Source organism: Leptospira weilii serovar Ranarum str. ICFT, from assembly GCF_000332415.1.
Lineage (GTDB): Bacteria > Spirochaetota > Leptospiria > Leptospirales > Leptospiraceae > Leptospira > Leptospira weilii_A.
Genome location: NZ_AOHC02000041.1, coordinates 106,798 through 132,613 on the forward strand (window position 1 = coordinate 106,798; position 25,816 = coordinate 132,613).

General features: G+C 41.6%; 29 protein-coding genes. 14 read left to right on the top strand and 15 right to left on the bottom strand.

Annotation, left to right across the window (positions count from 1 at the left end; all coding sequences use genetic code 11):
- Positions 1 to 23: 23 nt before the first annotated feature.
- The 5 genes from LEP1GSC060_RS13715 (at position 24) to LEP1GSC060_RS13735 (ending at position 4,698) form a co-directional block, all read left to right on the top strand.
- Entirely contained in the window at positions 24 to 1,649 is a 1,626-nt protein-coding gene (locus tag LEP1GSC060_RS13715; RefSeq protein WP_003006401.1) for an acyl-CoA dehydrogenase family protein, read from the top strand.
- A 366-nt stretch (positions 1,650 to 2,015) separates the two neighbouring features.
- The gene (locus LEP1GSC060_RS13720; RefSeq protein ID WP_003005930.1) at positions 2,016 to 2,471 is read left to right on the top strand and encodes a MaoC family dehydratase; all 456 of its coding nucleotides are present in this window, start codon (positions 2,016 to 2,018) and stop codon (positions 2,469 to 2,471) included.
- Between the two features lie 18 nt (positions 2,472 to 2,489).
- On the top strand, positions 2,490 to 4,013 hold the full coding sequence (locus LEP1GSC060_RS13725) for a thiolase C-terminal domain-containing protein (RefSeq protein WP_003006810.1): 1,524 nt from the start codon (positions 2,490 to 2,492) through the stop codon (positions 4,011 to 4,013).
- Between the two features lie 73 nt (positions 4,014 to 4,086).
- Positions 4,087 to 4,389, top strand: a complete 303-nt coding sequence (locus LEP1GSC060_RS13730) for a hypothetical protein (protein WP_003006508.1) — start codon at positions 4,087 to 4,089, stop codon at positions 4,387 to 4,389.
- 78 nt (positions 4,390 to 4,467) lie between these two features.
- Positions 4,468 to 4,698 carry a hypothetical protein gene (locus LEP1GSC060_RS13735; protein ID WP_003006377.1) on the top strand — a complete coding sequence of 77 codons (231 nt, stop codon included), beginning with the start codon at positions 4,468 to 4,470 and terminating at the stop codon, positions 4,696 to 4,698.
- Positions 4,699 to 4,946: 248 nt separating this feature from the next.
- On the opposite strand, the gene LEP1GSC060_RS20750 is transcribed toward LEP1GSC060_RS13735, so the two are convergent.
- The gene (locus tag LEP1GSC060_RS20750) at positions 4,947 to 5,081 is read right to left on the bottom strand and encodes a hypothetical protein (protein ID WP_003005769.1); all 135 of its coding nucleotides are present in this window, start codon (positions 5,079 to 5,081) and stop codon (positions 4,947 to 4,949) included.
- A 32-nt stretch (positions 5,082 to 5,113) separates the two neighbouring features.
- Between LEP1GSC060_RS20750 and LEP1GSC060_RS13740 the strand changes: the two genes are divergently transcribed.
- Genes LEP1GSC060_RS13740 through LEP1GSC060_RS13750 form a run of 3 tightly spaced genes read left to right on the top strand, consistent with a single transcriptional unit; the run spans position 5,114 to position 7,201 of the window.
- Positions 5,114 to 5,368, top strand: coding sequence for a hypothetical protein (locus LEP1GSC060_RS13740; RefSeq protein ID WP_003005872.1), 255 nt, complete (start codon positions 5,114 to 5,116; stop codon positions 5,366 to 5,368).
- Entirely contained in the window at positions 5,365 to 6,498 is a 1,134-nt protein-coding gene (locus LEP1GSC060_RS13745; RefSeq protein ID WP_003006793.1) for a suppressor of fused domain protein, read from the top strand. The genes LEP1GSC060_RS13740 and LEP1GSC060_RS13745 overlap by 4 nt, the downstream gene beginning before the upstream one ends.
- Positions 6,499 to 6,511: 13 nt before the next feature.
- Positions 6,512 to 7,201: a hypothetical protein gene (locus LEP1GSC060_RS13750; RefSeq protein ID WP_003006700.1), complete on the top strand. Its 690-nt coding sequence runs from the start codon at positions 6,512 to 6,514 to the stop codon at positions 7,199 to 7,201.
- A gap of 378 nt (positions 7,202 to 7,579) precedes the next feature.
- Here the strand turns inward: LEP1GSC060_RS13750 and LEP1GSC060_RS13760 are convergent, their stop codons facing one another.
- The 12 genes from LEP1GSC060_RS13760 to LEP1GSC060_RS13810 all read right to left on the bottom strand — a co-directional run bounded on the left by LEP1GSC060_RS13760 (position 7,580) and on the right by LEP1GSC060_RS13810 (position 18,958).
- Complete coding sequence (locus LEP1GSC060_RS13760) at positions 7,580 to 9,952, bottom strand: PP2C family protein-serine/threonine phosphatase (protein ID WP_003006412.1); 2,373 nt, start codon at positions 9,950 to 9,952, stop codon at positions 7,580 to 7,582.
- Positions 9,949 to 11,253, bottom strand: coding sequence for a hypothetical protein (locus tag LEP1GSC060_RS13765; protein WP_003006266.1), 1,305 nt, complete (start codon positions 11,251 to 11,253; stop codon positions 9,949 to 9,951). Before LEP1GSC060_RS13765 ends, LEP1GSC060_RS13760 begins: the two co-directional genes overlap by 4 nt.
- Positions 11,234 to 12,385, bottom strand: a complete 1,152-nt coding sequence (gene argJ, locus LEP1GSC060_RS13770) for a bifunctional glutamate N-acetyltransferase/amino-acid acetyltransferase ArgJ (protein WP_036096486.1) — start codon at positions 12,383 to 12,385, stop codon at positions 11,234 to 11,236. The genes LEP1GSC060_RS13765 and argJ overlap by 20 nt, the downstream gene beginning before the upstream one ends.
- Positions 12,386 to 12,458: 73 nt before the next feature.
- On the bottom strand, positions 12,459 to 13,850 hold the full coding sequence (locus LEP1GSC060_RS13775; RefSeq protein WP_036096488.1) for a HAMP domain-containing sensor histidine kinase: 1,392 nt from the start codon (positions 13,848 to 13,850) through the stop codon (positions 12,459 to 12,461).
- Positions 13,840 to 14,544: a response regulator gene (locus LEP1GSC060_RS13780; RefSeq protein WP_003006643.1), complete on the bottom strand. Its 705-nt coding sequence runs from the start codon at positions 14,542 to 14,544 to the stop codon at positions 13,840 to 13,842. Before LEP1GSC060_RS13780 ends, LEP1GSC060_RS13775 begins: the two co-directional genes overlap by 11 nt.
- A gap of 249 nt (positions 14,545 to 14,793) precedes the next feature.
- On the bottom strand, positions 14,794 to 15,240 hold the full coding sequence (locus LEP1GSC060_RS13785; RefSeq protein ID WP_036096492.1) for a hypothetical protein: 447 nt from the start codon (positions 15,238 to 15,240) through the stop codon (positions 14,794 to 14,796).
- Positions 15,237 to 15,629 (bottom strand): hypothetical protein, encoded by a 393-nt coding sequence (locus tag LEP1GSC060_RS13790; protein ID WP_003005949.1) that lies wholly within the window; start codon positions 15,627 to 15,629, stop codon positions 15,237 to 15,239. Before LEP1GSC060_RS13790 ends, LEP1GSC060_RS13785 begins: the two co-directional genes overlap by 4 nt.
- On the bottom strand, positions 15,613 to 16,191 hold the full coding sequence (locus LEP1GSC060_RS13795; protein ID WP_036096494.1) for an RNA polymerase sigma factor: 579 nt from the start codon (positions 16,189 to 16,191) through the stop codon (positions 15,613 to 15,615). Before LEP1GSC060_RS13795 ends, LEP1GSC060_RS13790 begins: the two co-directional genes overlap by 17 nt.
- Positions 16,188 to 16,586 carry a hypothetical protein gene (locus tag LEP1GSC060_RS13800; protein WP_003006212.1) on the bottom strand — a complete coding sequence of 133 codons (399 nt, stop codon included), beginning with the start codon at positions 16,584 to 16,586 and terminating at the stop codon, positions 16,188 to 16,190. The genes LEP1GSC060_RS13795 and LEP1GSC060_RS13800 overlap by 4 nt, the downstream gene beginning before the upstream one ends.
- Positions 16,583 to 16,756, bottom strand: a complete 174-nt coding sequence (locus LEP1GSC060_RS20065; RefSeq protein ID WP_003006380.1) for an LIMLP_16695 family PerRB-regulated protein — start codon at positions 16,754 to 16,756, stop codon at positions 16,583 to 16,585. Before LEP1GSC060_RS20065 ends, LEP1GSC060_RS13800 begins: the two co-directional genes overlap by 4 nt.
- Positions 16,757 to 17,088: 332 nt before the next feature.
- Complete coding sequence (locus LEP1GSC060_RS13805) at positions 17,089 to 17,760, bottom strand: NUDIX hydrolase (protein WP_003006726.1); 672 nt, start codon at positions 17,758 to 17,760, stop codon at positions 17,089 to 17,091.
- A 31-nt stretch (positions 17,761 to 17,791) separates the two neighbouring features.
- Positions 17,792 to 18,958: a ribonuclease D gene (locus LEP1GSC060_RS13810; protein ID WP_003005758.1), complete on the bottom strand. Its 1,167-nt coding sequence runs from the start codon at positions 18,956 to 18,958 to the stop codon at positions 17,792 to 17,794.
- A gap of 41 nt (positions 18,959 to 18,999) precedes the next feature.
- On the opposite strand from LEP1GSC060_RS13810, the gene purF reads away from it, so the two are divergent.
- On the top strand, positions 19,000 to 20,469 hold the full coding sequence (gene purF / locus LEP1GSC060_RS13815; protein WP_036096496.1) for an amidophosphoribosyltransferase: 1,470 nt from the start codon (positions 19,000 to 19,002) through the stop codon (positions 20,467 to 20,469).
- A 215-nt stretch (positions 20,470 to 20,684) separates the two neighbouring features.
- On the opposite strand, the gene LEP1GSC060_RS13820 is transcribed toward purF, so the two are convergent.
- Positions 20,685 to 21,575 (bottom strand): hypothetical protein, encoded by an 891-nt coding sequence (locus LEP1GSC060_RS13820; protein WP_003006370.1) that lies wholly within the window; start codon positions 21,573 to 21,575, stop codon positions 20,685 to 20,687.
- A 54-nt stretch (positions 21,576 to 21,629) separates the two neighbouring features.
- Positions 21,630 to 22,097 (bottom strand): LIC13259/LIC11441 family protein, encoded by a 468-nt coding sequence (locus tag LEP1GSC060_RS13825; RefSeq protein WP_003006618.1) that lies wholly within the window; start codon positions 22,095 to 22,097, stop codon positions 21,630 to 21,632.
- Positions 22,098 to 22,697: 600 nt separating this feature from the next.
- Between LEP1GSC060_RS13825 and LEP1GSC060_RS13830 the strand changes: the two genes are divergently transcribed.
- The 5 genes from LEP1GSC060_RS13830 to LEP1GSC060_RS13850 all read left to right on the top strand — a co-directional run bounded on the left by LEP1GSC060_RS13830 (position 22,698) and on the right by LEP1GSC060_RS13850 (position 25,733).
- On the top strand, positions 22,698 to 23,021 hold the full coding sequence (locus LEP1GSC060_RS13830; RefSeq protein ID WP_003006767.1) for a (2Fe-2S) ferredoxin domain-containing protein: 324 nt from the start codon (positions 22,698 to 22,700) through the stop codon (positions 23,019 to 23,021).
- A complete protein-coding gene (locus LEP1GSC060_RS13835; RefSeq protein WP_003006755.1) occupies positions 23,021 to 24,043 on the top strand; it encodes a zinc-binding dehydrogenase in 1,023 nt (340 codons plus the stop codon). The genes LEP1GSC060_RS13830 and LEP1GSC060_RS13835 overlap by 1 nt, the downstream gene beginning before the upstream one ends.
- Entirely contained in the window at positions 24,027 to 24,614 is a 588-nt protein-coding gene (locus LEP1GSC060_RS13840; protein ID WP_196221652.1) for an LEA/WHy family protein, read from the top strand. Before LEP1GSC060_RS13835 ends, LEP1GSC060_RS13840 begins: the two co-directional genes overlap by 17 nt.
- Before the next feature lie 322 nt (positions 24,615 to 24,936).
- A complete protein-coding gene (locus LEP1GSC060_RS13845; protein ID WP_036096501.1) occupies positions 24,937 to 25,230 on the top strand; it encodes an LIC13255 family lipoprotein in 294 nt (97 codons plus the stop codon).
- An 8-nt stretch (positions 25,231 to 25,238) separates the two neighbouring features.
- Complete coding sequence (locus tag LEP1GSC060_RS13850) at positions 25,239 to 25,733, top strand: hypothetical protein (protein ID WP_003005771.1); 495 nt, start codon at positions 25,239 to 25,241, stop codon at positions 25,731 to 25,733.
- Positions 25,734 to 25,816 lie beyond the last annotated feature (83 nt).

The window sequence follows — 25,816 nt, forward strand, 5'->3', positions numbered from 1 at the left end:
AGTTCCCTTTCTATTCTTTCTGCATGTTGTTTTTAAACCCGTATTTAGAAAACGAAGACCGGGATTTTTACAATACGGTCAAAGAGTTCGCAAAGGAAAAGGTTCTTCCTTCCGTGGAACAAAGAGACGAAGATTGTACTTGGGCCGACGAACTCTGGAAAGAGATGGGTTCCATGGGATTATTGGGAATTCCCCTTCCCGAACGATACGGAGGACAAGGAGGTTCCTGTTTTCAATGTTGTCTCGCACAAGAGGCGTTTAACGCGGGTTCGTTGGATGCCGGTTTCGGACTTTCCTGGGGCGCACACATGATCATCGGAACTCTTCCGATTTTATTTCAGGGAACGGACGCGCAAAAAAATAAATATTTACCTAAACTTGCTTCCGGAGAATGGATCGCCGGTCTCGCTTTGACGGAATCGGATTCGGGTTCCGATGCGGCGGGAATGAGAACTTACGCGGAAAAAACTCCGGGAGGTTTTGTTCTTAACGGAAGTAAAATGTTCATCACCAACGGACCGATCGGACAAGTGTTTATCGTGATGGCGAGAACCGTAAAGTCTCGCGGTCCGATGGGAATTTCGGCGTTTATCGTCGAATCCGATCGGAAAGGTTTCCGAGTTTCCAAGGTTTTAAAAAAGTTAGGTCACAACACTTCGACAACTGCGGAACTTTCCTTCCAAGATATGTTCGTTCCGGATGAGAATTTGTTAGGTCCTTTACACTCTGGATTTTTAAGAATCGGCAAAGCGACTCTGGAATGGGAAAGAACCGTACTTCTCGCTGCGTTGATGGGCGGAATGGAAAACATCGTAGAAAGTTGTATTCGATATACTTGGCAAAGACAACAGTTCGGCAAACCGATTCTTTCTTTTTTTGCAATGAAGGAGAAGATCGCGAGAATCTGGGTTTATCTCTGCGCTTCCAGAAGAGTCATTTACTTTGTCGCTCGTAAAAAAGATTCCGAACCCGACGTAAGTCTACCGATGGAAAGTTCCATCGTAAAACTCTTCGCATCCGAAGTAAGTGAAGAAGTCGCTTCCGACGCGGTGCAGATTCACGGTGGAATGGGTTACATGAGGGAGGTTCCCGTAAGTCGATTTTACAGGGACGTAAAGTTGGCGACGATCGGAGGAGGAACATCGGAGGTCCAAAGAAGTATTATCTCCGCGAGTTACGGGGGTTACGAAAAGTTTCAAAGTATCATCCAAAGCGCGGCTACGGAGGAAACGAGAAATCTTTCCGAACAAAAAACGGAAGGAACTCCGATCGGAGGTTTGATTCGCTGTTTGGATTCTTTGATTCGATCCGTGGGAGAAAATCCGGAAAGGAAAAAAAGACAGGCTCTCGAATTCGGTTTTGCGGATCTTTTGACGTTAACCGCTATTTTAAAACTGAGCGTTTGGGATTTGACGAAAGACAACAACGACTACAAAACCTCCGAAAAGGAAAAGGATCTTAATATTCTAACGTATTATCTGACCGCGCGGTATATTCGAGGAATTGCATATTTAAAAGAATTGGACGAGGACGGGGTAAACGATCTGATTCGCGCGTTCGGAAATTTAAACGCACCCGAAAAGGAAATAGAAAGTTGTATCGAATTCTTAAAGGAAGGAATTCTGGGTAACGTTACGTTCGGAGTATAAAAAACCGAGGACGGATAACTAAAAAGGACGGGGCGGTTTTCGGAGAAAATGTTTGATCGTATTTTAGTAAATGATTGTATTCTATGGAAATCACCCTTTTTGTTTCTCCGAAACCGGGCTCGCGGCTACAGTCAATAAATTGAATGAAGGAAACGTTAAACGAAATATTCCCTTCCTATCCAATTTATTGACTCCGCCTTGATCCCTGCCGCGACCGACTTGCCGTAGCACAAAGTGACCGATTTTTTTTTACGCCGAATGCTCGTTAAGAGCTTGTGTTAAGGACTTAAAAATGCGGGAACTACTACGTTTTTTCTTTTTGGATTTTGAGACAGGCCCTGAATAAAACGATCGGAGAAATCGAGAATGTATCAAAGAGGGAAAACTTACGAAGAAATTGAAATCGGAGATAAGGCGAGTTTTGCGAAGACGATCACGGAGACGGATATCTATCTTTTTGCGGGGATCAGCGGGGACTTCAATCCTCTCCACGTGGACGAAGAATATGCAAAAACCACGATATTCGGAACTAGAATCGCACACGGAGGACTTGCGGCTTCTCTTCTGGCGCCCGTTCTCGGAATGAAACTGCCCGGACTTGGAACCGTGGCTTTGGAAACCGTGACTAAGTTTCGTAAACCGGTTTATCCGGGCGACACCGTAACTTGTACAGTGGAAGTCAAAAACAAAGTCGAAAGGATGAGAATGGTCGAAATGAAAATTCTTTGGACCAATCAAAAAGGGGAGACGATCGGAAAAGGGGAATGTAAGGTTCTTCCGCCCGGTTCGAATTCCGAATCCGTCATTCACGAACAAAAATAAAATCCATAAGGTAAATCCATGAATCCTGTTTTGCTGGGAATAAGCGATTCCGTCGCGTCCGATTTTTCGGAAGAATACAAAGAATGGTCCGGAGAAAGAAAAGTATTAGAACATTATAAAAAATCAATATTTGATCTGCTCGGTTTTTTAGAGATGAAACCGGAAACTCTCAGGGGACTTCTTACGGATTTTGTGAGCATAGAACCCGCGTCTTTGGGAAAAACCGGCTACGGACATAGCGTAAAAATCGCAAATGAATTGGGCTTTGCAGGGTTTCGTTCTCATCTTGTGGATTTGGGAGGAGCCAGCGTTACGGGTGCGCTAGGGCAAGCGAGAACGATACTTCAGTCCGATCCGGAAGCGGTCGTATTGATCGCCGCAGCGGATGTTCCCAAATCCGCGTTCAGACAGGTTTCCGATATGAAACGTCTGAACGAAACGGTCTGTCATCCCGCGTACGAACTCAAATACGGAGCGACTTTGATCGCGATGTACGGACTTCTGATGAAAAGAATGATGTTTGAAAACGACATCACTCGGAAAGATTTGGAAACGATCACGAAAAAATTCAGAGCCAACGCGATCTCCAATCCGAGGGCCAACGTTTACGGACAAGAGATCACCGAAAAACAACTTACCAGAACGATCGCCGATCCTTATTCCGCACCGATGATTGCGATCGTTACCGATCATGGATTTGCAACTCTTCTAATGTCCGAAAAAAAAGCCAAAAAACTTCAATCACAGGGAAAGATCAAAAAAGAAATCGATCCCATGTATCTGATCGGAGCCGGTCACGCGGCACATGCGGAATATTTTATGTTCAAGGGAGACTTTGACACACCTGCGGGAAGGGCGGGCGATCTCGCTTTCGCATCCGCAGGAATCGAAAGGGAAGATATCGATTACGCTTGGATCTATGATTGTTTTACGGGAATGGTGATTCTTCAATCTTCGGAATACTTTGGAATTTCCAAAAAGGAAACGGCGGAGAGTTTAAAAAACGGAAATATAATATTCAAAAATGGTAAAACGATTCGGGTCAACGAAATGGGGGGGATTTTGAACTACCAAGCGGCCATGTCCGTTTCGGCGGCCACCGGATTGATCGACGTCGCCGCCCACTATGGATTGTATTCTCGATCGGTGCCGAACATTTCGATCACTCGTCCGGGAAAATCTTTGTTGGGAGGAAACGGGGGAGTGGATAGTATCAACTCGGTCGCGATTTTTTCATCCGTACCTTCCAAACTAAAACCGAAAAAAATCAAAGCCCGACGTCTTTTTTTAAATCAAAACGGGGCCAAGAACAACGAAGTCGGCACCCTTTATTCTTCGACAACGGTAAATATGAATCCCGGATCTTTTACGAAAGCGCCTTATTCTTTAGCTCTTGTAAAAATGAAACCCGGAAGATACGTAATGGTAAACGTTTACAATTCCAAAGGAGAACTATTAAAAACGGACGGGACGCTTCAACTCGATTCTTCGAAATTAAAAATTGCGAGTGAAAACGGTTTTTTGAAAGGAATTTTATCCTAAGCTGAAAGAAATTTCCAAAATCATAAGTCAGACATTTTCCAAGGTTCCGTAAAATTCAGGATTGGGTCGATTTATGCATATCAAGGCTGAGAATATTCAAACGGGTCAGGTTCGAACCTTTAGCGGTTCCGATCTGATTTTGGTTCCCGACTCTTCGAATGAAAAAGAAGGAACCATGTTTCTTCACGGAAGAAAGGTGGAAAACTGCCTCAACCTTAGAAAGTATTCCACCTTTTTCGTAGTTTCCGATTCCGTCTCTAAAACCGGGTTTCCCGATTCGATTAAATTGAAGGAAGTCGGACCGGACGGATCCGTTTTTGAAATCTCCGAAAGTAAAATCGATTGTTATCGAGTGATGGGAATATTTTTAGAATAAGAATCACTTTCTGCTGGATTCGAACTCAACCAATCATAGAATCCGTAATGCGACATTCTTTTCTAGGGGAATTCAATCATGGTCCAAAAAAAGAAGAAGACCAAAGCTCGGAAAACGGCTCCTAAAAAAAACAAAAGCTCCGTAAATTCTTCGGTTAAAAAAAACGACATTCGGCTTTCGGATATGTTGGATCTTGCGGCGGAAGAATTTGTGAAAACGATCGAAATTATGTCTAAGTTGACCTCCGGAAACAGGATCAAACTCAAAAATTCTATCAAGGCGGCGGTTAAGAATATTTTGGAAGATTGATAAGAACGATTTTCTTTTCAACGGTTCGTTTTTTAATTCAGTCAATTTTTTTCCAAAAGGCCGGAATTGTTTTCCGGAAACTTTGGAAAAAAATTTCCAAAACGATTCGATTTTTTATGAGAATTGTAGTCCATTATAGATATGGAAAACTTATTTCTGATCACACTCTTATTCTTAATTCTATTTGAGCAGTATAAAACCAGGGTTTCCCGGGAAAGAATTCCGATTCGCGCTTTGAAACAGTACGTTCATCGATAGTTCTCGAGTCCTTTGGAAGCCGGGAAAGACGTTAAGGTTCTCAGCGTTCCCGGTTTCTTACTTTTTTCACCTTCGCCTTTTTTAGAATCCTTACGTTCATTCCATTCTTTAGAGAGTTGAAACATTCTCATTCCGTTGGAACCTTGTCTAAAGACCTATGTACAAAAAACCGATGACACCTACTCGAGCCGTCGAGACTTTCATTCTGAGCCAAAAAAAACAAGAACCCGTTTCGGAAGAAGTGATTTTAGTTTTAGATTCTTTTCAATCTTGGAATGAGATCGAACTTACCGGTCTTCTAAACGCTTCTTTTTATTTCCCGGATATTTTAAACGAAACTAGATCCGAACGATCGATTCGACCGCTTCTTGAAAAATTCAACCAAAGAATCGTAGATATTCCCATTCAATGACTCCTTTTGCCGAACCTAAAGTAATTTATCAGGAAGCAAATCCGTACGGAACCTTTACCGCGTATTTAGAGGACGACGGAAGAACCGTTTATCTTTATCTTCAAGCAGAACAAAATCCGGAATTCGGAATCAAGTCCGTGTGGGTTTGTAATCGTGTGGAAGCTCCCGAAAAAAGAAGCGAGGAGGATCTTTCCAACGGACTCGCGCCGATTCTTCTTCGTTCCGAAGTCAACGAATCGAAACCGCATCCCGCTTTGGAAGAAAAAGAAATTTATTTTATCTGGACGGAAGAAGGGGACGGAGTCGCTCTTTTTTACAAAGAAACTTTGATTGCGTTTCTTCCTCCTTGGTCGGGTGTCAAAGGATTTCACGGATATTCGTTTCATACAAAAATAGAAGCCATTACCGCATATCCTCTGGGCAATTCGGAGTTCGGGATCATTCCGGATCGTGTGCGTACGTCTCGAGATTTTTGGGAGGCGCGTTCTAAAACGGGAGGATGGAAAGAAATTCAGGAAAAACGACTTCTCTTTTTGGAATCTATATTCGGAAAACATGATAAATATTGGTCCGCAGACGGAGGAAAGTATCCACAACTAGGAATCGCACGATTTAGATCGAAGAAGTTTCCCGAAATTCTGATCTATTCTACGATCGGAATGAGCGCGCAAAACATGCCTACGGTGGAACTCTTTCATAAAGATTACGAGAACTACGCAAGAATCGAATTGATTCTTGCCGTTAAAATCGGATCCGAAGGATTGGAAAGATCGGAATCCTGGGTTCCGCATTTAATCGGAGAATTGATTCGTTTTCCTTGGAATATGGCGAAGTGGTTCGGCGACGGACATACGATCACCATGACAAGAAGGGATCCGGAAGCTCTTTATTTGAATTTTACTTCCATTCTCTTTCGGGATCTCGAAAGTTTTACTTCTTTACCGAATGTGCCGGATCTTTCGGAACTCGTTTCCGAAAACGGAAAGAAGGTTCGATTTTTAACCTTATTACCGGTATCGGAAGAAGAAAAAGAATACGCGCAAAAAGACGGAATTCAATTTTTCAACCGGATGTGGAACGAAAAAGGATTTCCTTGGTATCACGACGCGGAAAGACAAAGTCTCATATAAAACTTCATACAAAATGACTCTTTTAGAAGACATTACTCAGTCCATCAGACGTTGTAGGGATCACTTCCTGTTTTTATCGGTTTTGATTTGTACGGCTTCCGTATGGATTACACTTCCTCCCTCTCTTTTATCGGAAAATACGGAGAGCGCGCAGGTGCAGGAAAGGATCTGGCAAGAAATTTATAATCAAGATTTTCATTCTTCCAAAAAGTTGGTTCAACTTGAACTCGTTAAGAGTGGTAAAAATGAGACGATTCCGCTTTTATCATTGTTGGAAATTTCTTTGAACGGACTTCAGAGATACAAACAAGCGAAGGATGTCCGTTTAAAAATTCTATCGATATGGGAAAGTAAACATAAGAAGTCTTTCTTAGAGGAAAATTATCCGATCAATCTTGCTACTTGGACGAGAATGGTGATCGTAAAACGGGATTCATTGTTCATCGGTGCGGAATATTTTATGCCTTATCCGATCAATACAAACAAAGAAGGATTTTATTATCATAAGTTTACTTTATACAATCGTTTCTCAAAGAATCCTACTCGCTTCTTCAAATTAGAAAAATCATCCGCAACCAATCAAGAATATCGTCTTTATGAGATCAATGTGGACGGAGAGTCCAAACAAATCAAGAGTTACGGAGATATTTTGCCCGAGATGAAGGATGAAATGAGTTTTCTCGCGGAATTTTTAGGTATTTAAGCCGATTGATGTTTGATGGAACGATCCAAAACGTTTGAAAGAGTGTCTTTAAAAGAAAAAACCCGCTTCGAGAAGCGGGTCTTAAAATTTCATCCCTTCTTAGAATGAAAATGTGTTGCTAGATTTACTTATTTCTTCTTCGCAACTTTCTTTTTAGCTGCTTTTTTCTTTGCAACTTTTTTCTTAGCTGCCTTCTTTGCTGCTTTCTTTTTTGCAACCATTGACTCTTCCTCCGTGTTACTAACGTTAAGTTCTGAATGAACTCAGAGCTTAACGCCGTGATTAGAGACATAATTAATGGATCAAGATAAAAATGTAAAGTGTTTTAATAAATTTTTACATTTTTTTTAAAATTTATTTATCTCATCGATTTCTTTTTCATTCGTGAGTCTTTTCATCGACTTCAATGCAGATAAAAGATATGTCATCGCTAGGATCTTTCTTACCTCTAAAGTCTTGAATTGTTTTTAGCACAAGGTCGGTAAGATCTTTTGGATTCAATTGATGATTGTTCTTTAAGAGATTTAAAAAATTCTCATCGCCGAAGATCTCTTCGTTATCATTGAACGTTTCAGTGACTCCATCGGTGAATAAGATTAATTTATCACCCGGATGAATCGGAATCGTTAAGTGTTTGTATTCGGTAGGTAAGACGCCTAAAACTCTTTGGGTTTCCGTTCTTAACTCAACTTTTCCGTCTTTTCGAATACAAATCGGAAAAGAATGACCTGCGTTGATGTATTGAAACGTTTCTTTATGGGAATTATATTCTCCGCAGATGAAAGTCATGAACTCGCTTCCTCTATATCGTTCGATGAGAAACGAGTTGATCACTTTGAAAATCGTAGATAAGTCCGATTTTTTTCGAATTTGATTTTGTATGATACCTCTGATGGCGCTGACTAAGTATCCAGTTCCCAATCCGTGACCTGAAACGTCTCCTAAAGCCAACAACATCGTGTTTGAATTCAATTTTTGAATGTCTAAGTAGTCGCCTGAGATTCCGACGGCGGGTATCGAAAAGAATCCGACCCTAGTTCCTTGGATCTGTCCGCCTTCCGCTACGTGGAGAGTTTTATCGATGATCGAAGCCATGTTGAGATCGCGAACGATTCTTTTTTTCTCCACTTCTTCCGCCAATAAAGCGTAATTCTGTAGAAGCATGGAAGCCATTCGAGTGCATTCCTTCAAAAAATGAAGTTCTCCGAGGTTGAAGTTCTTTCTGTTACTTTTTTCACCCACTAGAAACACGGCCAAAACCTCTTTTCCTTTGGAATAATTGAGGATAGGATATGTAAGTTGTACTCCCGAATTGTGAAGAAATTTATAAACCGATTCTCGGATCCCGAGTCCGTACGCGAGATGTGTGGTGACCGTAACTTCCGTATTGGTCGCGAAATATCGCCATATTTCGGAATTGGAGGAAATCCGAATGAAGTTGATGTTTTTCAGATCGGTTCTGGGGAACTTATCCGCAGGTATCAATACGAGAATTTTGGTGATGTCCAGCGCTTCCGAAACATTTTTCATAAGGCTGTTGATGGTCGCCCTCATCGAAATCGGAGCGCTGATCATCGCGGAAATCGTTTCCATCGCGGAATGTAATTTCTGGTTCCGTTTAAAACTCCACGTGTCTACAAGATTGGAAAGACGTCTATTGATGGAACTTAAAGTATAAACGCTCGAACCAAGAAAGAGAATGTTGAATTCTTCCAAATATTTATCCGCGGCGATCGGATCGAATTTGAAAAACGCTCCGAGCAAAAACAAATAACCGCCGGCTAAGATGAGGATCAGATAAATCGAAGTGAGGGAAGAACTGAATGCGATTTGAACCGGAACGATCGAATACATAAAGGTTCCGTAGATGATCAAAGCGGGAAAAATCAGAAACGCGAATAAGATCATTAGTTTGGAGAAATTGGGAGAGATCAGTTCCGAAAACTCGACCGAAACGAAAGGGAGAATGGAAATCGCGCTGAACGCTAGGATCAAACTCAACTTTTTGAATAAACTCTGAAGAGGAAAAAGATTTCGTATCGAATCCAGAATGAGAAAAAAAATACAGATCACGGAACAGAATAAGATAAAATAAACTCCGTTGGTCGCGAGTATTCCGAAAATATGAGGATCCGCTTTTTGCGATCTGCCTACAAAACCCGCGATCAAAGAAAAGATAATTTCCGGAGCGAACCAACGCGTAGGGAGTTCCTTTCCTCTGAGTCTGAAGGAAATATTCAAAATTACGAATGCTGTAAAGTATAGAAAAAAGAAAAATAAAAAGTGAAATTCGTGAAATCCCACTAAAAAGAAATTAAATAAACTCAAACACGATAACGACCCGAATAGTAAAAGCATATAAAGGTCTCTCGTATAAAAGAAAAACCAAATCGCCACGGAAAGATACAAGAGCGAGATCAGAATATCTCTCGTAAATTCTTTGATGACCGAGTAATACGATTTAGGCGCTAAAATCACCGGGATCGTTTCACTTACACCCTTGTCGTAAACGTGTATTCCGTTTTCGTAAGTTTGTCCGGACTCGGCCATCTTTACGGCGATTTCCAATTCCAAAAGATCGACTTTTTTTCCGAGAATACCCGGAAACTCTTCGCTGCTTTGGATGATCGTTCCGTTCGGATAATAATAAAACGGAGGTTTTAACGTTTCGGAAGAAGTTTGTAAAACTCCGATAAGCAAAGCGATGCTGAGCAAAATCAGGGAGATAAACAGTAAAAGTATATTTCTCACGACGGTAGCCTCAGATCGTGAATCGAAATCATAGTGCGACTCTTCCAGGTAAGGACCAAAGGATCGTTTTCGATGTTTTCTTCCACTTCCCACCCGGTCGAAAGAAGGTTTTTACCGAAATCGGAGTTTCTATGAACTTTGAAATTTTTTCCGGACGTTTTTAAGGAGACCGTATTCTCGTTTCTTCTAATAACTCCGACGAGAAGATCGTATTCTTCGTTCCAGGAAATTTCTTTGAGGTAGGATTCCACGAGACTCTTGATGTAACTCAAACTTTGAACGGATCTGGAAGTTCTCGCCGAATATAATGTTCCCAATATATAACAAAGAACTAATACGGAAACCTGATTCGTGACTCCCAGTTTTAAAATGACGAAGTAAGTTTCGTCTCCGTCCGAATTCAGGAACTCCACGAGTTCTCCCGGCTCCCTGGAAAGAAGTTCGATGCGAATGTTTCCGATCATAGGCGGCTCTGCGGCTTCCAGGAACTTTCGGATTTTTCCGGCGGTTTCCAATTCCTTTCTGTATTTTTTATTTTCCGCAACCTGAGAGGAAAGGATATGATTGTGAACGGCGATCCCGCATTTTCCGGAAAGGAAACTCAGATCCTGTCTGACCGAATCCTTGGGAATGTTGGATACCGCTAAAAAACCGAAAAGAGTTTCTCTATAAACAAAAGGTAATATGAAATTGGCCCTGAGACTCACAAAGTCCTCGTTGATCTCGTGATTTTGATCCGGTTCTCCGATGATCGTGCCGTTTTTCTTATTCAAAATGTATTTCAAAAGTTTTGCCTTGGGGTTGATCCCGTCGTGTGTGATTACTTTTCTTTGTTTCTTTTTTGCGTACGTATAGAGTTCGAACGTTCTCAAATCGTTGTTGAGTAAGGCGAGTTTTCCGTAATTACTTTCGGACAATCGAACGAGATCGGGAAAAACGTTTTTAATCAGACCTTCGTGATCGAATTTACGATAAGCCAATCGGGATGAGCGGGGATCGTCGCTTAAATATTCGGAAATCAGAATGGACTTAAGTTTACCGCTGAGTTTTTCTTGAAGAGGGAATATGATAAAAACCGCAAATATCAAAGTGGAAAGTAAACTTACTTCCATGTAGTATTCGATCGCCGTCGGGAACACGGAGAGAATAAAAAAATAGAATCCCGACGCGACGAGAACCGAGGTTCCTTTTGCGAATAGATTGATGATTCCGGAAATGAGATAATAATCCGTTACAAGAGAACGAAATGTTTCCTTAAATCCCCGCCGAGTATCTTTACTTTCAGGTAGTGTAGTAGGCATTCTCTTCTATGTATTTTTCCGTAAAATCGCAGCCCCAAAATTTCATGGAAACCGCTCCAACATTCAATACTACATTTAAGGAAATTTCAGTATTATTTTTTAGATATTCGGAAAGCTTTTTTAAAGTTTCCGGGTTTGCTTCCTTGACCGGAAGGGTTCCAAAATGGATTTCAAGACCTTCAAACGGAATCGGTTCGTCAAAGACCTTACCCACTGCCATTATCAATCTTCCCCAGTTCGGATCTCCGCCGTAGATTGCGGTTTTTACCAAGGGAGAATTTAAAATGGACTTGCCGATTTTTCTCGCTTGAGTTTCGTTTTTCGCTCCCGTAATCGTAAGTTCGATCAGTTTAGTGGCGCCTTCTCCGTCGATCGCGATGAGTTTCGTAAGATCGATACAGATTTCCGAAAGAGCCTTTGAAAAATCTTCGAGCGAACTTTCACCGGATAAACCGTTGCAAAGTAACGCGACCGTGTCGGAGGTGGAAGTGTCGGAATCGATCGTTAAACAATTGAAACTCCGATCCACCGAAGATTTTAAAACGTCGTAGAGGTTGTTTCCTTCCGGAAGAGAAACGTCGGAAAGAATGTAGCAGAGCATCGTCGCCATATTCGGTTCGATCATTCCGGCGCCTTTTGCGATTCCGTAAATCGTACCTTCTCCCGATTTCGTTTTAATTTTTCTAAAAGAAATCTTTTTTTTTGTGTCCGTCGTCATCATCGCTTCCGCGACTTCTTCCAAGTTTCCCGGTTTTAAAAGTGATTTCGCTTTTTTGCAAGCGGGCAGAATGATTTCCATTTTGAGGGGAACTCCGATCACGCCTGTGGAGGAAGGAAGGACTAACGTTTCGTCGATGCCGAGAGATTCTCCGATTGTTTTACAGATGTCTCTCGAATTTTGAATTCCTTTTTCACCCGTTGCAACGTTTGAATTTTTTGAGTTGATGACTATGGCTTGAAGGACACCCGATTGAACGTGTTCCTTTCCGACGATTACCGGAGCGCCGGGATAATTGTTTTTGGTGAACACGGCTGCCGCTTTACAAGGCGCTTCGGAATAAATAACGCCGAAGTCTTTTGTGTCGTCTTTGATACCGATATTAATTCCAAAAGATAAAAAACCTTTAGGCATGGTCATGGATAAGATCCCTCAACGTGTCGATTGGATCTATCTTTGGAAAATTATCTCTGTCGAAAAGAAAAATTCAGAACGTTTCGGGTCGGTAACGTATTGGAATCGTAACTGAGAAAACGGTTCCACCTTCCGGATTGTCAAAAACTTTCACGGAGCCGTGATGAAGACGAACGATATGTTTTACGATGGAAAGACCCAAGCCGGTTCCTCCTTCTTTTCGGGAACGGTTCTTATCAACTCGGAAAAATCTTTCAAAAATTCTGCTTTTGTCCTCGTCTTGAATTCCGATTCCTTGATCGATCACTTGAAACTGAACCTGATCGGATTTTACTGTGAGAATTTTGAGAGCGATCGTTTTTCCTTCGGGAGAATAAGAAGACGCATTTGAGATTAAGTTGAGAAGCATGTGTTCCAAAAGAATCCAATCCGCCGAAATCATTAAGGGCTCGGGCATCTCTACGACGAACTTCTGACTCTTGGAAGATACGACTCCTTCGACCGTATAACTTAAGTTGTCCACGAGAGATTTTAAGGAGAATTCTTCGTTTCCGGAAATTTTCGTTTGGTTTTCAATTCGAGTGATCGTAAGCATGTCTTCCACGATCCGAACCATACGATCCGTGTTTCTTGAAATCGCGTCCAAAAATCTTTTCTCGTGACTTTCGGGAGAAAGACGAAGACGATCGAGTAACGTTTCCGTGTATCCCTTAATGGATGTGATCGGGGTTTTGAGTTCGTGAGAAGCGTTTTGAACGAATTGTTCTCGGATGATATGAGATTGTTTTTCTTCGGTGATGTTTCGGATAACGCCGATATACATCAGAGTTTTACCGTTCGTTTTCAACGGATACATTTTGATCGTGTAAAAATTTTGACCGAGATCCAGTTCCATTTTGGAATCGCCGGCTCCTTGGAGATGACTCGATACGAATTCCAAAAGTTTCGGGTTCCGAATCGCGTCTGCGACTTTTCTGGATCTTGAATTCGGTTCGATGAGAGAACCGGGAATACTTTTGTTTTGGAAAAGGATGGAGGCGTTTTTCGGATCGATCGCAAAAACACCTTCCTTTAAGTTCTGCAAAACGGAATCGAATTTTTCTTTTTCGATCGTGAGATCCACGAATTGATTCTTAAGTCTTGTGGACATTAAGTTGATGGAAGACGCGAGGTTCGCCAGTTCTCGTATGTCCGAAAGCGGTAATTCGGACCCGAAATCTCCCGCGTTGATTTCACCGGTTTTTTTTTCGATTCTGTCCAAAGGTTCCGAAACGCTTTTTGCGATCGAGTAGGACACGTAAAAGGTTCCGAACATAGCAAACAGAACGTAAAACGAAAACAGGAGAAATCTAAAATCGGGATGAACAAACTTCTCCGTAAAAAGAACCGCGCCCGCGGTAACGATCAGTACAAGCAAAAGCAACCAGTTGCTAAGAAGAAGTTTTGAAAATAAGCTACGCCTCATTGAATCTATAGCCGATTCCGCGTATCGTCTCGAGTCTTTCCTTTTCGTCTCCGAGTTTATCGCGCAATCTCTTAATATTTACGTCGACGGCTCTGTCCGTAACGTAAATATCTTTTCCCCAAACCCGATCCAATAATCTATCCCTGGTAAAGGCGACGCCGGGATTGGTCATAAAAAGATTCAGAATTTTATATTCGATCAGGGTTAAATCGACTTCGGAGTTGTTTATAAAAGCCTTATGCGCTTTCAGATTGAGAAAGATATTTCCGATGGTGACGTTTCCTTCGAATTGTTCTTCTTCCTCTCCGTCTTTTGTTCTTCTTAAAACGGAACGTACTCTTGCGATCAGTTCTCTCGTGCTGAACGGTTTACGAACGTAATCGTCCGCGCCGAGTTCGAGTCCGAGAACGGCTTCGGTTTCTCCGGATTTGGCGGTGACCATAATGATGGGCATTGAGTATTTTTCTTTGATTTTTTTACAAAGATCCATTCCGCCGATTCCGGGAAGCATAAGATCTAAAATAACGAGATCGGGAGTGTTCTTTTCAAGTTTTGGAAGTACTTCCAAACCGTTTTGACAAGTGTCGACTTGGTAACCGTTTTCTTCGAGGTGAAATCGGATCAGTTCGGCGATATCTTCCTCGTCGTCGACGACGAGGACTTTTTGCCCTGGGTTCCCTGCTTGGTTTTTCATGAGTTCTATTCTTTTGCCGATCGCTGTTTTTTAGAAACCGATTTACCGTTTTAGAAAATCGAGAGATCCTTCTAACCGGCTTGGCAGAGTTTATAATCTCTTAATATTCCAGAAATTCGTTACAATTGGAATACGAAAAAATTACAAACTACAGAAATTCGATCTTCCTCTTCAAAACCGTCTCGTTATCCGCAAGGCGAAGCGTAAAGTCGGGCTAAAACCTAACTATTCCGCCGCGCGCGTTCCCAATTACTCCTTATCATCCAACTGAGCATTGATCTTTCGAATGAGGGAACGTTGACGGAAAATTGAAAAAACCAGAAATCCGCTCAGTAACAAGGCTCCGATTAAATAGACTTCGTTCAAACTTTTCAATCGTTCGTGTTCTTCTTCGATCGCTTTGATACTTTCCAAGTGAGAAATTAAAAAGTAGAATTTATCCGCGTCGGGCCACTCTTTTTTGGATGTTTCCCGAATCTGAGTGATTAAGATCGCCGCTTCTTCTTTTTTCATCTTTTGAACGATCGGGAAAATTTGATCCAGATCGGAATCGAGATATTCTTTGGCGCTCATAACCCGTTTTACGCTTCCTTCGTTTCCGGGAGAATTTTTATCCGCCAACAGGTTGTTAGTCGAAGTTAAAACGAAAGTAATCAACAGGGCGAGGATCAAAGTTCTAAAAGTAGAGTGAATCATTCAAAAAAGCCTAATTTGTTTTTCCATTCTTTGGTGTATGGATTTCTATAGTGGACAAGATAGATTCCCGCTAAAATAGCGAAAACACAAAAGAGAATACTACTCGTGATTAAAATGAAAGAAAGAAGACCGGTTTGGATCAAAAATCCCAGGTCCAAAAAAAACAAAACGGATAAGGGAGAGAACCCAAGAAAAAACAAACCGAATAAGATAATTTTAATGTGACGTACGGGAACGATGTGTAACATCACTCTACGTTTTAAGTCCGGTGGTACGGGCGTATTTTCCTCAGGATTCTGCGGTCCTTCCTCGAAGAAATGCAGTTTTTCTTCGAGTTCCGCCGGAACGGGATCGATCTCGGTGGAATGAAAATCATTCTTGTTTTTCATTGTTTAACCATTCTCTCATGATTTCCTTTCCCCTAAAAATATAACTCTTTAAAGTGTTCATTTTCAAGTTTAATTTTTTCGAAATTTCTTTGTAGGACATATTCTCAAAATAGTGGAGCGTGATCGGCTTTCGATAGAGTTCCGGTAAACTTTCCACGAGGGTTCTGATTTTTTCGGAGCTTTCCTGTTTTAAAAGTTTTGTTTCTTGTTCGGATTCGATCTTTTTTTCTTTTTCGTTTTCCGCAAGAAAGAGCGCGTCCAGTCCCGCGATTTCCGGGTGTTCTTTGCGATATCTTCGGATGATTTCGTTGCGAGCGATTACGAACAACCAAGTGGAAAATTGGGATCTGCCTTGAAATGTGGATAAACTTTCGAAGGCTTTTAAGAAAATATCCTGAGTGAAGTCTTCGGCTTCCGTTTCGTTACGAAAGGCTTTGATTGCCTGAGAATAAACCAGCACTTGATACCGGTTCATCAGCAGTTCGAAAGAATTAAAATCGCCGTGTAAAACTTTTTGAATGCAATCCCAGTCATCCCGGTTGCATACAATGGGTTCCCTCATCGGGACTGGGAAAATTTATAATAGCAGAGTAGCCCCAATCCGGTGCCGAGTGGAACGAGTCCGCCGAGCATTGCGAGCGATTGTCCCAAAACGGAAATGAATCCGACGGAAAGTGCAATTCCTACAAAGGTAAGAATCAATCCTAAAAAGAAAGAATACGTTCTCAGATCGAAGGTTTCTTTTTTATAAAGCCCCGCTTTGATGATCTCGATCCGTTGTCTGTACCACCAATAAAAAACAAAAAACAACAACGCACAACCGAATACGATTCCGAAGATCGGAACCAAATAAAGAACCACTTTGTAGTCGGAACCGGAATTGGAGCTTTGACTTTGAAGGTGTTTCAAAATCAAATCCAACGTTTCCAGTAGTTTTACTTTTTCTTCCGGGTTCATCTTACAACGGCTGCCGCTTTTTCATTTTCCGCTTTGGTTTTGAAGTAGGGAATTCTTTCCTCGATACCGGGTCGGTTGATCAAAGATTGATACCATTCTTCCTCTTGAAAACTTTCTTTTAAGTATGAATTACGCATTTCCGTTTGAAATAAGTTTTTGATCGTATTCATTGTTTTTATCTCCTTTTATGATTCAGTGCGTTTTAAAATTCAAATGATATTGTGTTAGGTTTTTCGCGTAAGCAATTGAACTACGTCGTTTCCCCAAACTTGCCGAGCGATTCGGAAAGAACGAAGCGGCTTAAGCGGACGGGTTCTTATGTCTTATTAAGATTATCGGCAGATTAAAAAGATTCGCCGCATAATTTCCCGATTCTTTTTTAAAGACCTATTTCCGTTTTTGAAGTTTAGATCTTATCCACTCGCGTTTTTGCGTGTTCTATAAAACAGGAACTTATCCACAATTCTCAAAGGGCAAACTAGCTGAAGAAAAAAATGTCTTTTTAATTTTTTTTAGAGAATTTTCGAATGGGATCAAAAAAAGGAGGATGGCCTAAATTCGGTTCGACTCGGGTCGCTTCTCTTTCAAAGCCCGCGAATTCCCTTAAAAAGTTTACGATAATTCTTCCGGTGGCTCCCCAGAGTAAACCTTCTTCAAGATCGAAATAATAAATTTCAATTTCTTTTGCGCCGGATCTTCGAATTCGAATCGAATAAAACGGAGAAGTTTCGAGACGATTCAGATCCAACAGAATCGAACGTTCCACTTCGTCCGGATTTGTGTTAAACAGAAACGGACCTTTGTAACGCGCAATGAACGGAGAAATATGAAATCCCGTAAAAGTAAAAAGTCCTCGATATTCCCCCAACACATCCAGAACGGAACTGGATTCGCCCATTTCTTCTTCCCATTCCCTAAGCGCCGTATCCAAAAGATTTTTATCCTTTGGGGAATAAGCTCCGCCGGGAAACGAAATTTGTCCGGGGTGTGCCTTAAGGTTGGAATTCCTCTTTTGTAAAATGATTCCTTGAGTGAAGTCCGGCTTTTCATAAATGGGAAGGATGACGGACGAGGCCCTTGATTTTTCTTCTCCCATCGGCGGCGCGGGAATTCCGGTAAAACTTTCCCGAGGGACAATAAGTTGTTCTTTGAGTGATTGAAAATCGAATCTCATTTTTTAACTGCATTCAAAATACTGAATATTCTTATTCGAATTTTTTATTAATCGGAATCAGTCCTTTGATATTCGATTCGTAAGGTACGTTTTCCAATGCGGCCAAAATCGAAGGTCCGTAGTGAATCACTTTCCATTCCGAGAAAAGATTCATCTCTCTCAACTCGTCTAAAGTTTTCGGATTTCTTTGCGCCAACTCCGCGATCATTTTATTAGAAGGCATCATTTGATGGCTCATTCTTCTTATCGACATGATCGTTTCTCTCCAAATTCTCAAACGTTTAAAACGTTCGCCTTCTTCGTTCGTCAGATTCTCGCCCGGCTTTTTAAAAAGTTCGGATTTTTGAATCGGAGGCCCGCTCGGATTCGCATAAATCCGAAAGAGAGTTTCCGCGTCTTTTTTGCCTACGATTTCGGTTAACTTAGCCATGTCTCTTCTGGATTTTACGAGAAGAACTACTTTCTCGTTATTGAATACTCGAAAGGGAGCCTTATTCAACTTTCTGGATTTATCGTCTCTGAAAACCAGAGTGTCATAGATAAATCTTCTTTCGTCCGCGCTGTATTCCAAAATCTCGGGGAACTTATCCATGGAGATGGAATTTCCTTCGGCCCCCGGTTCTTCGCATGCGATCTTTTCAAACTCGGAAAGCGCTTCCTCGTGGAGATTTCGTTTGGTAAGTTCTTCCTTCATCCTTTCCCAAATCGTTTCCAGATAAACCGTGTCCAAAGCGGCGTATTGAAGTTGGCTTTTTTCGAGAGGTCGTTTTTCCCAGTTAGACTTCTGTTCCTTCTTGGAAAGTTTGATCTTATGGTAATAATCCACAAGATAAGTTAAGGAATATTGATCGTGATCTAAAAGACGGGAACTGAATCCGGTGTCCGCGATGTTCTGAAATTTAAAACCGAAATCTTTTTTGAGCGCTTTGATATCATCAATGGCGGAATGGAATATTTTTAGAATTTTTTTATCTTCAAATAAGTTTCCGAGTCCATCTAAGTTTTGTAACTTCAACGGATCGATGATGTAATTTTTTCCCTTAGCCGAAATTTGGATCAGACAGACCTTGGAAAAATACGTATAATAACCTGAGGACTCCGTATCGATGGAGATGGAATCGGCCTGACTCAAATTGATGAGGACGAGTTGTAGGCTTCGAATTGTATCTACGACAATGTAATCGGAATTTATTTGCATGAAATACGCGACCTGAGATTTTAAGCTTAAGAAGGCAGAGAATGAGTCGAATTCCCGATAAATCCAGAGTAAGAAGACAAGCCCAGAATGACAAACCAAAAGATGAGTGTGCGATTTTCGGTATATTTAATTCATCGGAAGCTTCTAATTTCACATATTTAGGTCTTTACTCGATGCAACATCGGGGGCAGGAATCGAGCGGGATCGTATCCTCGGACGGAGAGCATCTTTATCGATACGCAGGGATGGGTCTGGTCGCCAATATCTTTACCGAAACCAAACTCAAAGAGCTTCAGGGCCATTCCGCGATCGGTCACAATCGTTATTCTACGACCGGTGCGAGCTTTTTAAGAAACGCCCAACCGCTTCGTGTAGAATCTCATCTCGGGGCCGTTTCTCTGGCTCATAACGGAAATTTGGTCAATTCTTGGGAACTCAGAAGCCAACTCGAAAAGGAAGGAAGTATTTTTCAGACGACCATCGATTCGGAAGTGATCGTTCACCTCATGGCTCGTTCCGGAGAAACCGATTTCCTTTCGGCGCTTTCCACCGCTCTCAAAAAAGTAAGAGGCGCGTATTCCCTCGTCATTCTGAACAAATCTCAGTTGATTGCGGTTCGAGATCCGAACGGGTTCCGTCCTTTGGTGATGGGTCGTCGCGAAGACGGATCGATCGTGTTCGCATCGGAAACCTGCGCCTTCGACATTACGGACACGAAGTATGAAAGAGACGTGGAGCCGGGAGAGATGGTCGTAGTCGATAAGAACGGAGTCAATTCTTACTATCCGTTTCCGAAAGCGACTCCCAGTCTTTGTATTTTCGAATATATATATTTTGCAAGACCCGACTCCAGTATCTTCGGGGAATCCGTTTATAAGGTTCGGAAGAATTTAGGAAGATTCTTAGCCAGAGAATTGCCCGTCGAAGCGGACGTTGTCATTCCGGTTCCGGATTCTGCGAACATTGCGGCCTTGGGTTATGCGGAAGAATCCGGAATTTCTTATCAGTCCGGTTTGATTCGTTCTCATTACATCGGTAGGACTTTTATCGAACCCGATCAGAAGATCCGGGACTTCGGCGCTAAGATCAAATACAACGTGGTTCGAAACGTAGTCGAAGGAAAAAGAGTCATCGTAGTCGACGATTCCATCATGAGAGGAACCACAAGCCGAAAGATCATCAAAATGATCCGAAACGCGGGCGCCAAGGAAATTCATCTCAGGGTTTCCGCGCCACCTACGATCTCGCCTTGTTATTACGGAATCGATATTCCGACTCACAACGAATTGATCGCCGCGACCCACACAATCGAAGAAATTCGAAAATATCTGAGAGTGGACAGCATCGCCTATCTTTCGGTCGAGTCTATGAACCGCGCCGTGATGGATCACAAGGGCGGAGGATTTTGCAACGCTTGTTTTACGGCCCAATATCCGGTGGAGTTTCAGAGCGAGTTGGGAAATCAAAAAAGTCTTTTTAAAGAATACCAAGTGGAAGAAAGGGTCGTTTAATAACGACTTCCTGAACGCCGATCTACAGGAAGGCGTTTACTAAGTTTCCTGGGTCGTTTTTGTTTTTGTGTTCCGCAAAATTATATAACCAACGTGAGTTCGGCGTAACCAATGCGAAAGCGATTGAAGCGAGATAGGTCCGGCCTGCCAAGGCCGGATTCGCCCAAACTTTCTTATACCGAAACTCACGTTAAGTCGTTTCGTTTTTGAAACCCTTATTTATGTTTGGAAAGAAGTTCTTTAATGAGATTTTTTTCGGATCTTCCCAACATTCCTTTCTCTTCGAATATTCCCAAGATTTCCATCGTAATTTCCGGTTCTAAAGCCGATAAATCCGCAAATAAAGATTGGTGATTGAGTTTTCCCGATTTGTATTTTTCAAGTATGACGTGTGAGGATTCTATGATTTGTTCTTTTCTCAAAACCAACTCTTCCATCGTGGATAAGATTAAAAAGATTTCCGGATCGTCTTCGAACAATTTCAGAATATGTCGATAGATTCCGGGACTTTGAATCGGCAATTCGTAAATTCCGTCTTTGAGAGAAAGATAAAGTTCTTTTTCCTCTTCCACATTCAGACCCGCGAGATTTTTTAAATCGGAAACGGCATCGGGGGGAAGGATGATTAAAAATTGAGAAGCGAACTCCGGATCTTTCGCTTCTTTAAGGCAATAAGCGATAAAACTGCATATTCTTTTCGGCGAAAGAGAAGCCCAATACGCGTTGGACTTTAAATCCAAAAACGAAGCCGTTTTTCTTAAACGTTTTCTCTCGTCTTCGGTTTGCTGAAATATATTGTATTCGTAAATTATGATTTTATAAAGTAACTTATTGCTGAACGTGTCTATGATTTCCTTGATTTTTTTCGGTTCTAGGATCGATAGAAAATATCTCAGAACTTCGAAATAAACGTCTCCTTTGGAAATGAATTCTTCCAAAACGAGAGGATGTGCTTGTAAAAACGCGGACGCTCCGACGTTAATTCCCACTCGTCCTTCCGCAAAGGCCGTCATTTTTTCGCCTGCGATGCAGGATTGTCGAATTTCCCGGCTCCAATCGTTGGGCAGTAGATTTTGTCTACAATTGTTAGGGCACGGTTCTCCCATGGAAATGCCGATTTTGCAACGATGTTTAATTTCTTTATCCAGGCAAACCCACTTTTATCGGACTAAATCCCCACAATCTCTCATTTCGGGAGCGTAAGGATTTTGAATTTTAGTTCCTTGGCTCACCCAAGTTTTATTTACCATGGGACAATAGAAGCGATTAAACACACCGGTTCCACCTGCAAGTTTTAGGCTCTCCGCAAGGTTTTCGGAAAAAAAAGAATAAGCCTGGAAGAATTTTTCGACGTCTTTGACGTCTTGGTTTTTCAAAGAATTTTGCATCTTTTCGGCTGAACTCTTAAGCCCTCCGTTTAAAGAAACGAGTTCCCTTACACGAGCGACTAACCGGCTCGTGTCGGGAATTTTACCTTCTTCTTTCATTAAAAAACCGTGAATGGATTCGTTTTCCACGAGAATTTGTTGTAAGATGTCCTTTTCCGGTTCCGTCACAACCGGCGGAGTTTTTTTACAGGACGATAAAAAGATAAGAATACCAATGGATAAGATTAAAATTTTTTGCATTCTACAAATCTCCGATAAAAAGCGTATCAACCTAAGTCTATAATTCCTGAAAAAACCTCGGTGTAAATACGGAATCGTCTAAAATCTAAAAAATGCAAATCTAACGTTGATAAGTATGCCGAAACTTGTTTAGCGGTCCGTAAAGTGAGAAGTTGAGTTTCGTTTACTTACAGCGTGCGTCTTAGTGTTATTGGTTTCTTTTGGGACAGGTTCTTATCAAAAACGTCAAGATGATATTCAAATACAATATTCGCTGATTCAGGATTACGAACGACGACGGATTCTTACTTCTTAGAGCTTTCAAAAGAAGCAAATCGTATCGAAATTATTCAGGATGACAAGTTACTATCATAATCCTTTTTGGTTAAGGATATTTGTCGGAAAGATATTTCGTTTTTTATGATGTTTTTTGAATAGAGTTGTTGAAAAATTCAATAGTCGCGATTCACAAAACTGCTTCAATTGTCCATTTCAATGAAACAGAAACAAATGGAGAATTAATTTTTCAACAACTCTAATGATTCTTACTACGGAAACGGATTGCAGAACCGAGCAGGCGTCGGATTGTATTGAAAATAGAAATCGCGAGGTTCTTACTTCATGTCGAACTTTTATACCAAACACGTTTTCGTATGCGAGAACGTGAGAGCCGAAGGGGAAAGAGTCTCTTGCGGTCGATCCGGTTCGATTCAGTTACTGGCGTCCCTCAAGAAAAAAATGAAGGATCTTTCGATGGAAGGGAAAGTGAGAATTCAGAGAGCCGGTTGTCTGGATCGATGCGAACTCGGTCCCGTCCAAGTGAGTTATCCGGAAGGAAGGTGGTTCTCTTTGAAAACGGAAGAAGACGTAGATATATTCTTAAAATATTATATACAATCCGAACAAATTGAAAAAATCGAACATTTAATCATAAAGGAAAACTAATGAATCTCCCAAACACATACAAAGCTTTAGAACTCAGAGAGTACAGCGAAAATAAGAACAGAGCGGTCATCGTTGAAAAAACGATTCGCCCGTTAAAAAAAGGGGAAGTACTGATTCGAATGCACTCCGCTTCGATCAACCCTTCCGACTTGATGTTTATGAGAGGTCTTTACGGAATCAAAAAGAAACTTCCGGTGGTTCCGGGTTTTGAAGGAAGCGGAAACGTCGTCGCTTCCGGCGGCGGTTTGTACGGTTCCTATTTAAAAGGAAAAAATGTCGCGTGTACCGCATCCGGTAAAGGGGACGGGGTTTACGCGGAATATATGATCACCGATGCCTTTAGTTGTTTTCCGATCGGGAAAAATCTTTCCTTGGAACAAGGAGCCTGTCTATTTGTGAATCCGATTACCGCGATCGCGATGGTTGAACAAGCACAAAGGGCCGGAGCCAAGGCTTTGGTTCAGACGGCGGCGGCGAGCGCGTTAGGAAAAATGGTCGTCGGAATTGCGACTCGCAAAGGAATGAAGGTGATCAATATCGTTCGTAAACCCGAACAAGAGGCCGCTTTAAAAGCGATCGGGGCGGAGTATATTCTAAATTCGGAAACTTCCAACTTCGAAAGACAACTCCGAGTTCTTTCCAACGAACTCAAGGCCACCGTTTGTTTGGATGCGGTTGCGGGAGAACTGACCTCCAAGGTTTTATTAGCGATGCCTTATGGAAGTCGTGTGATCGTCTACGGGGCGCTTTCGGAAAAAGAGATTCCGTTACATGCAGGAATGATGATATTTCAAGATAAAAAGTTGGAAGGATTTTGGTTGTCCACTTGGGTTCCGCAACAAACTCCGTATAAAATCTGGAAGATTTCAAAGGAACTCAGATCCTTGGCTAAAAAAGAATTGAAGACCGACATCGCCGCAAGATTTCCTTTGGAAAAAGCGTCGGAAGCGATCGATAATTACGCGGCTAACATGACAAAGGGAAAGGTTTTGATTCAGACTTCATTTGCGGAAGGTAAGTAAGAGATTGAGGAACGTATATTCTAAATTTCGAATCGAATGGATTCTTTTGTGCGGAGTTTCGATTTTTTCTTTGTATTCCTGTTCGGCTCTGAAGGAAAACTACAAAGCCCTTCAGAAATGCAAATTTCAGGTTTTGTCTTTGGAGACCCAAAAGGCGGAATTGATTTCCTTTCCGCCGGTTCCCAAAATCATTTTTTTAGCGAACGTTGAAATCGAAAATCCCAACGAAACGGACGTGACGCTTCATAAGTTCGATCTCTCTTTTTACGTACCCGACAACTCCGAAAAAGAATCGGAACTGGCCCGCGTTCTCTCGAACGAAAAAATTGTCGTTCCCGCTCTCCAAAAAAAACGAGTCGAGTTTCAAGTGGAAACTCTCTTTGAGAAAAGGATGGATCGGAATCTTCTTCAGATCGCATTAGGAATTTTGCATGCAAGGATGGCGGGCAAAGAGCTCAATTTTTCGATCCGAGGAAGTTTCGAATACGAAACGATTTTCGGTTCCGTTCAAATTCCGGTGAACGAAAAAACTTTTTTGAAAGCGGGAAAGAAGAACGGTCTCGGAATTTGAATTTTTTTGCGGTTTGATCTTTGATAAAAATGCTAGTGAACTCGGTATAAAAAATGCGAAAGCGATTGCGGCGTTCTATTTCGAGCCATAGAGAAATATGGATTCCGAAATTTGTAAAATCAGTATGAAATTCCTTTTTAAGAAAATAAAGGGCCTGTCCCAAAACCTCGAAGGAAATTTGCAGGAGTTCCCACAGATTTTGTCTCCTGGGCGATTATTAGGCTTTTGTAATATTTTCCCATCGTTTAGAAACGTAGTAGTTCCCACATTTTCAAGTTTTGGGACAAGCTCAAAATTCCGTACAAACGGAAGAACGCAGTTTGTGACTTTTCTTTCGGCGTTATTCTTGAGCGTAACGGGATGTTATCAGAAAAATACGGACGCGGATTTTTATACGTTTGAAGACGCAAATTTGAAACTGATCAGCGCGTACGAATCCAAAAACGTGACGTGTAACACGAGTCGAAGAATCACTGCCTTTGTTCCGGGTCGCGCTCGGAAAAAAAACATTGATCTTTGTGTGACCGCGGTACTTGCCGTGAGTTGTCAATCTTGGGCTTCCACTTCCGTCGACTCCACACCTTCAACTTGTAAGTCGATTGAGTTTCGATACTGAGGAAACGGATGAAACCTGCGGAATGGTTTTTCGGGATCAGTCTTTTACTTGCGGGTTTGATTTATTTGTTCCTTCTTCTGGTAAGAAGGAAGGAGAAAACCGCTCATAACTCCATCGTAAAATATTCGCTGCCTAAAGAGAAAGAGGATCTGAATTCCTCGATCAATCGAATTTCTGATCCCGCAGAAAATAAAAATTCTAAAACAAATATTTTGGAAGTGTTCGATTATAACGGAATCAAGATTATGCACGAGAACGGAATTTATACCGTAAACACCGGCGGCGAGATCGAAGTCTACGGTTCTTGGCAAACTCTTCCTTCCCGTTATCAAAGAATGGTGAAAGAAATGGATCATCGCGCTACCGGCGAAAAAAAAGCCGGCAAGTATTATATGGAAATTTTAAACGGAATTTATTATGTGATTTTTCCGGACGGTAAAAAACATAAATATAAACATTTCGAAGACATTCCCGAAAAGATCCGGAAAAATTTAGGTTACTAAGGAATACGAATTTCGGATAAAACCATTAACGCGTTATGCGGTATTGATCCTTTGCTCATAACTATATAATAAAGTACCTAATA

Bases quoted from the DNA above. Each gene is read 5' to 3' on its own strand.
- LEP1GSC060_RS13805 (WP_003006726.1), bottom strand. From the start codon at position 17,760: ATGAGATTCGATTTTCAATCACTCAAAGAACAACTTATTGTCCCTCGG.
- LEP1GSC060_RS13780 (WP_003006643.1), bottom strand. From the start codon at position 14,544: ATGAAAAACCAAGCAGGGAACCCAGGGCAAAAAGTCCTCGTCGTCGAC.
- LEP1GSC060_RS13730 (WP_003006508.1), top strand. From the start codon at position 4,087: ATGCATATCAAGGCTGAGAATATTCAAACGGGTCAGGTTCGAACCTTT.
- LEP1GSC060_RS13825 (WP_003006618.1), bottom strand. From the start codon at position 22,097: ATGCAAAAAATTTTAATCTTATCCATTGGTATTCTTATCTTTTTATCG.
- LEP1GSC060_RS13740 (WP_003005872.1), top strand. From the start codon at position 5,114: ATGTACAAAAAACCGATGACACCTACTCGAGCCGTCGAGACTTTCATT.
- LEP1GSC060_RS13750 (WP_003006700.1), top strand. From the start codon at position 6,512: ATGACTCTTTTAGAAGACATTACTCAGTCCATCAGACGTTGTAGGGAT.
- LEP1GSC060_RS13810 (WP_003005758.1), bottom strand. From the start codon at position 18,958: ATGCAAATAAATTCCGATTACATTGTCGTAGATACAATTCGAAGCCTA.
- LEP1GSC060_RS13745 (WP_003006793.1), top strand. From the start codon at position 5,365: ATGACTCCTTTTGCCGAACCTAAAGTAATTTATCAGGAAGCAAATCCG.
- LEP1GSC060_RS13775 (WP_036096488.1), bottom strand. From the start codon at position 13,850: ATGAGGCGTAGCTTATTTTCAAAACTTCTTCTTAGCAACTGGTTGCTT.
- LEP1GSC060_RS13790 (WP_003005949.1), bottom strand. From the start codon at position 15,629: ATGAAAAACAAGAATGATTTTCATTCCACCGAGATCGATCCCGTTCCG.
- LEP1GSC060_RS20750 (WP_003005769.1), bottom strand. From the start codon at position 5,081: ATGTTTCAACTCTCTAAAGAATGGAATGAACGTAAGGATTCTAAAAAA.
- LEP1GSC060_RS13820 (WP_003006370.1), bottom strand. From the start codon at position 21,575: ATGGGAGAACCGTGCCCTAACAATTGTAGACAAAATCTACTGCCCAAC.
- LEP1GSC060_RS20065 (WP_003006380.1), bottom strand. From the start codon at position 16,756: ATGAATACGATCAAAAACTTATTTCAAACGGAAATGCGTAATTCATAC.
- LEP1GSC060_RS13800 (WP_003006212.1), bottom strand. From the start codon at position 16,586: ATGAACCCGGAAGAAAAAGTAAAACTACTGGAAACGTTGGATTTGATT.
- LEP1GSC060_RS13785 (WP_036096492.1), bottom strand. From the start codon at position 15,240: ATGATTCACTCTACTTTTAGAACTTTGATCCTCGCCCTGTTGATTACT.
- LEP1GSC060_RS13765 (WP_003006266.1), bottom strand. From the start codon at position 11,253: ATGCCTACTACACTACCTGAAAGTAAAGATACTCGGCGGGGATTTAAG.
- LEP1GSC060_RS13835 (WP_003006755.1), top strand. From the start codon at position 23,021: ATGAATCTCCCAAACACATACAAAGCTTTAGAACTCAGAGAGTACAGC.
- purF (WP_036096496.1), top strand. From the start codon at position 19,000: ATGAGTCGAATTCCCGATAAATCCAGAGTAAGAAGACAAGCCCAGAAT.
- argJ (WP_036096486.1), bottom strand. From the start codon at position 12,385: ATGCCTAAAGGTTTTTTATCTTTTGGAATTAATATCGGTATCAAAGAC.
- LEP1GSC060_RS13720 (WP_003005930.1), top strand. From the start codon at position 2,016: ATGTATCAAAGAGGGAAAACTTACGAAGAAATTGAAATCGGAGATAAG.
- LEP1GSC060_RS13830 (WP_003006767.1), top strand. From the start codon at position 22,698: ATGTCGAACTTTTATACCAAACACGTTTTCGTATGCGAGAACGTGAGA.
- LEP1GSC060_RS13850 (WP_003005771.1), top strand. From the start codon at position 25,239: ATGAAACCTGCGGAATGGTTTTTCGGGATCAGTCTTTTACTTGCGGGT.
- LEP1GSC060_RS13715 (WP_003006401.1), top strand. From the start codon at position 24: ATGTTGTTTTTAAACCCGTATTTAGAAAACGAAGACCGGGATTTTTAC.
- LEP1GSC060_RS13735 (WP_003006377.1), top strand. From the start codon at position 4,468: ATGGTCCAAAAAAAGAAGAAGACCAAAGCTCGGAAAACGGCTCCTAAA.
- LEP1GSC060_RS13795 (WP_036096494.1), bottom strand. From the start codon at position 16,191: ATGAGGGAACCCATTGTATGCAACCGGGATGACTGGGATTGCATTCAA.
- LEP1GSC060_RS13725 (WP_003006810.1), top strand. From the start codon at position 2,490: ATGAATCCTGTTTTGCTGGGAATAAGCGATTCCGTCGCGTCCGATTTT.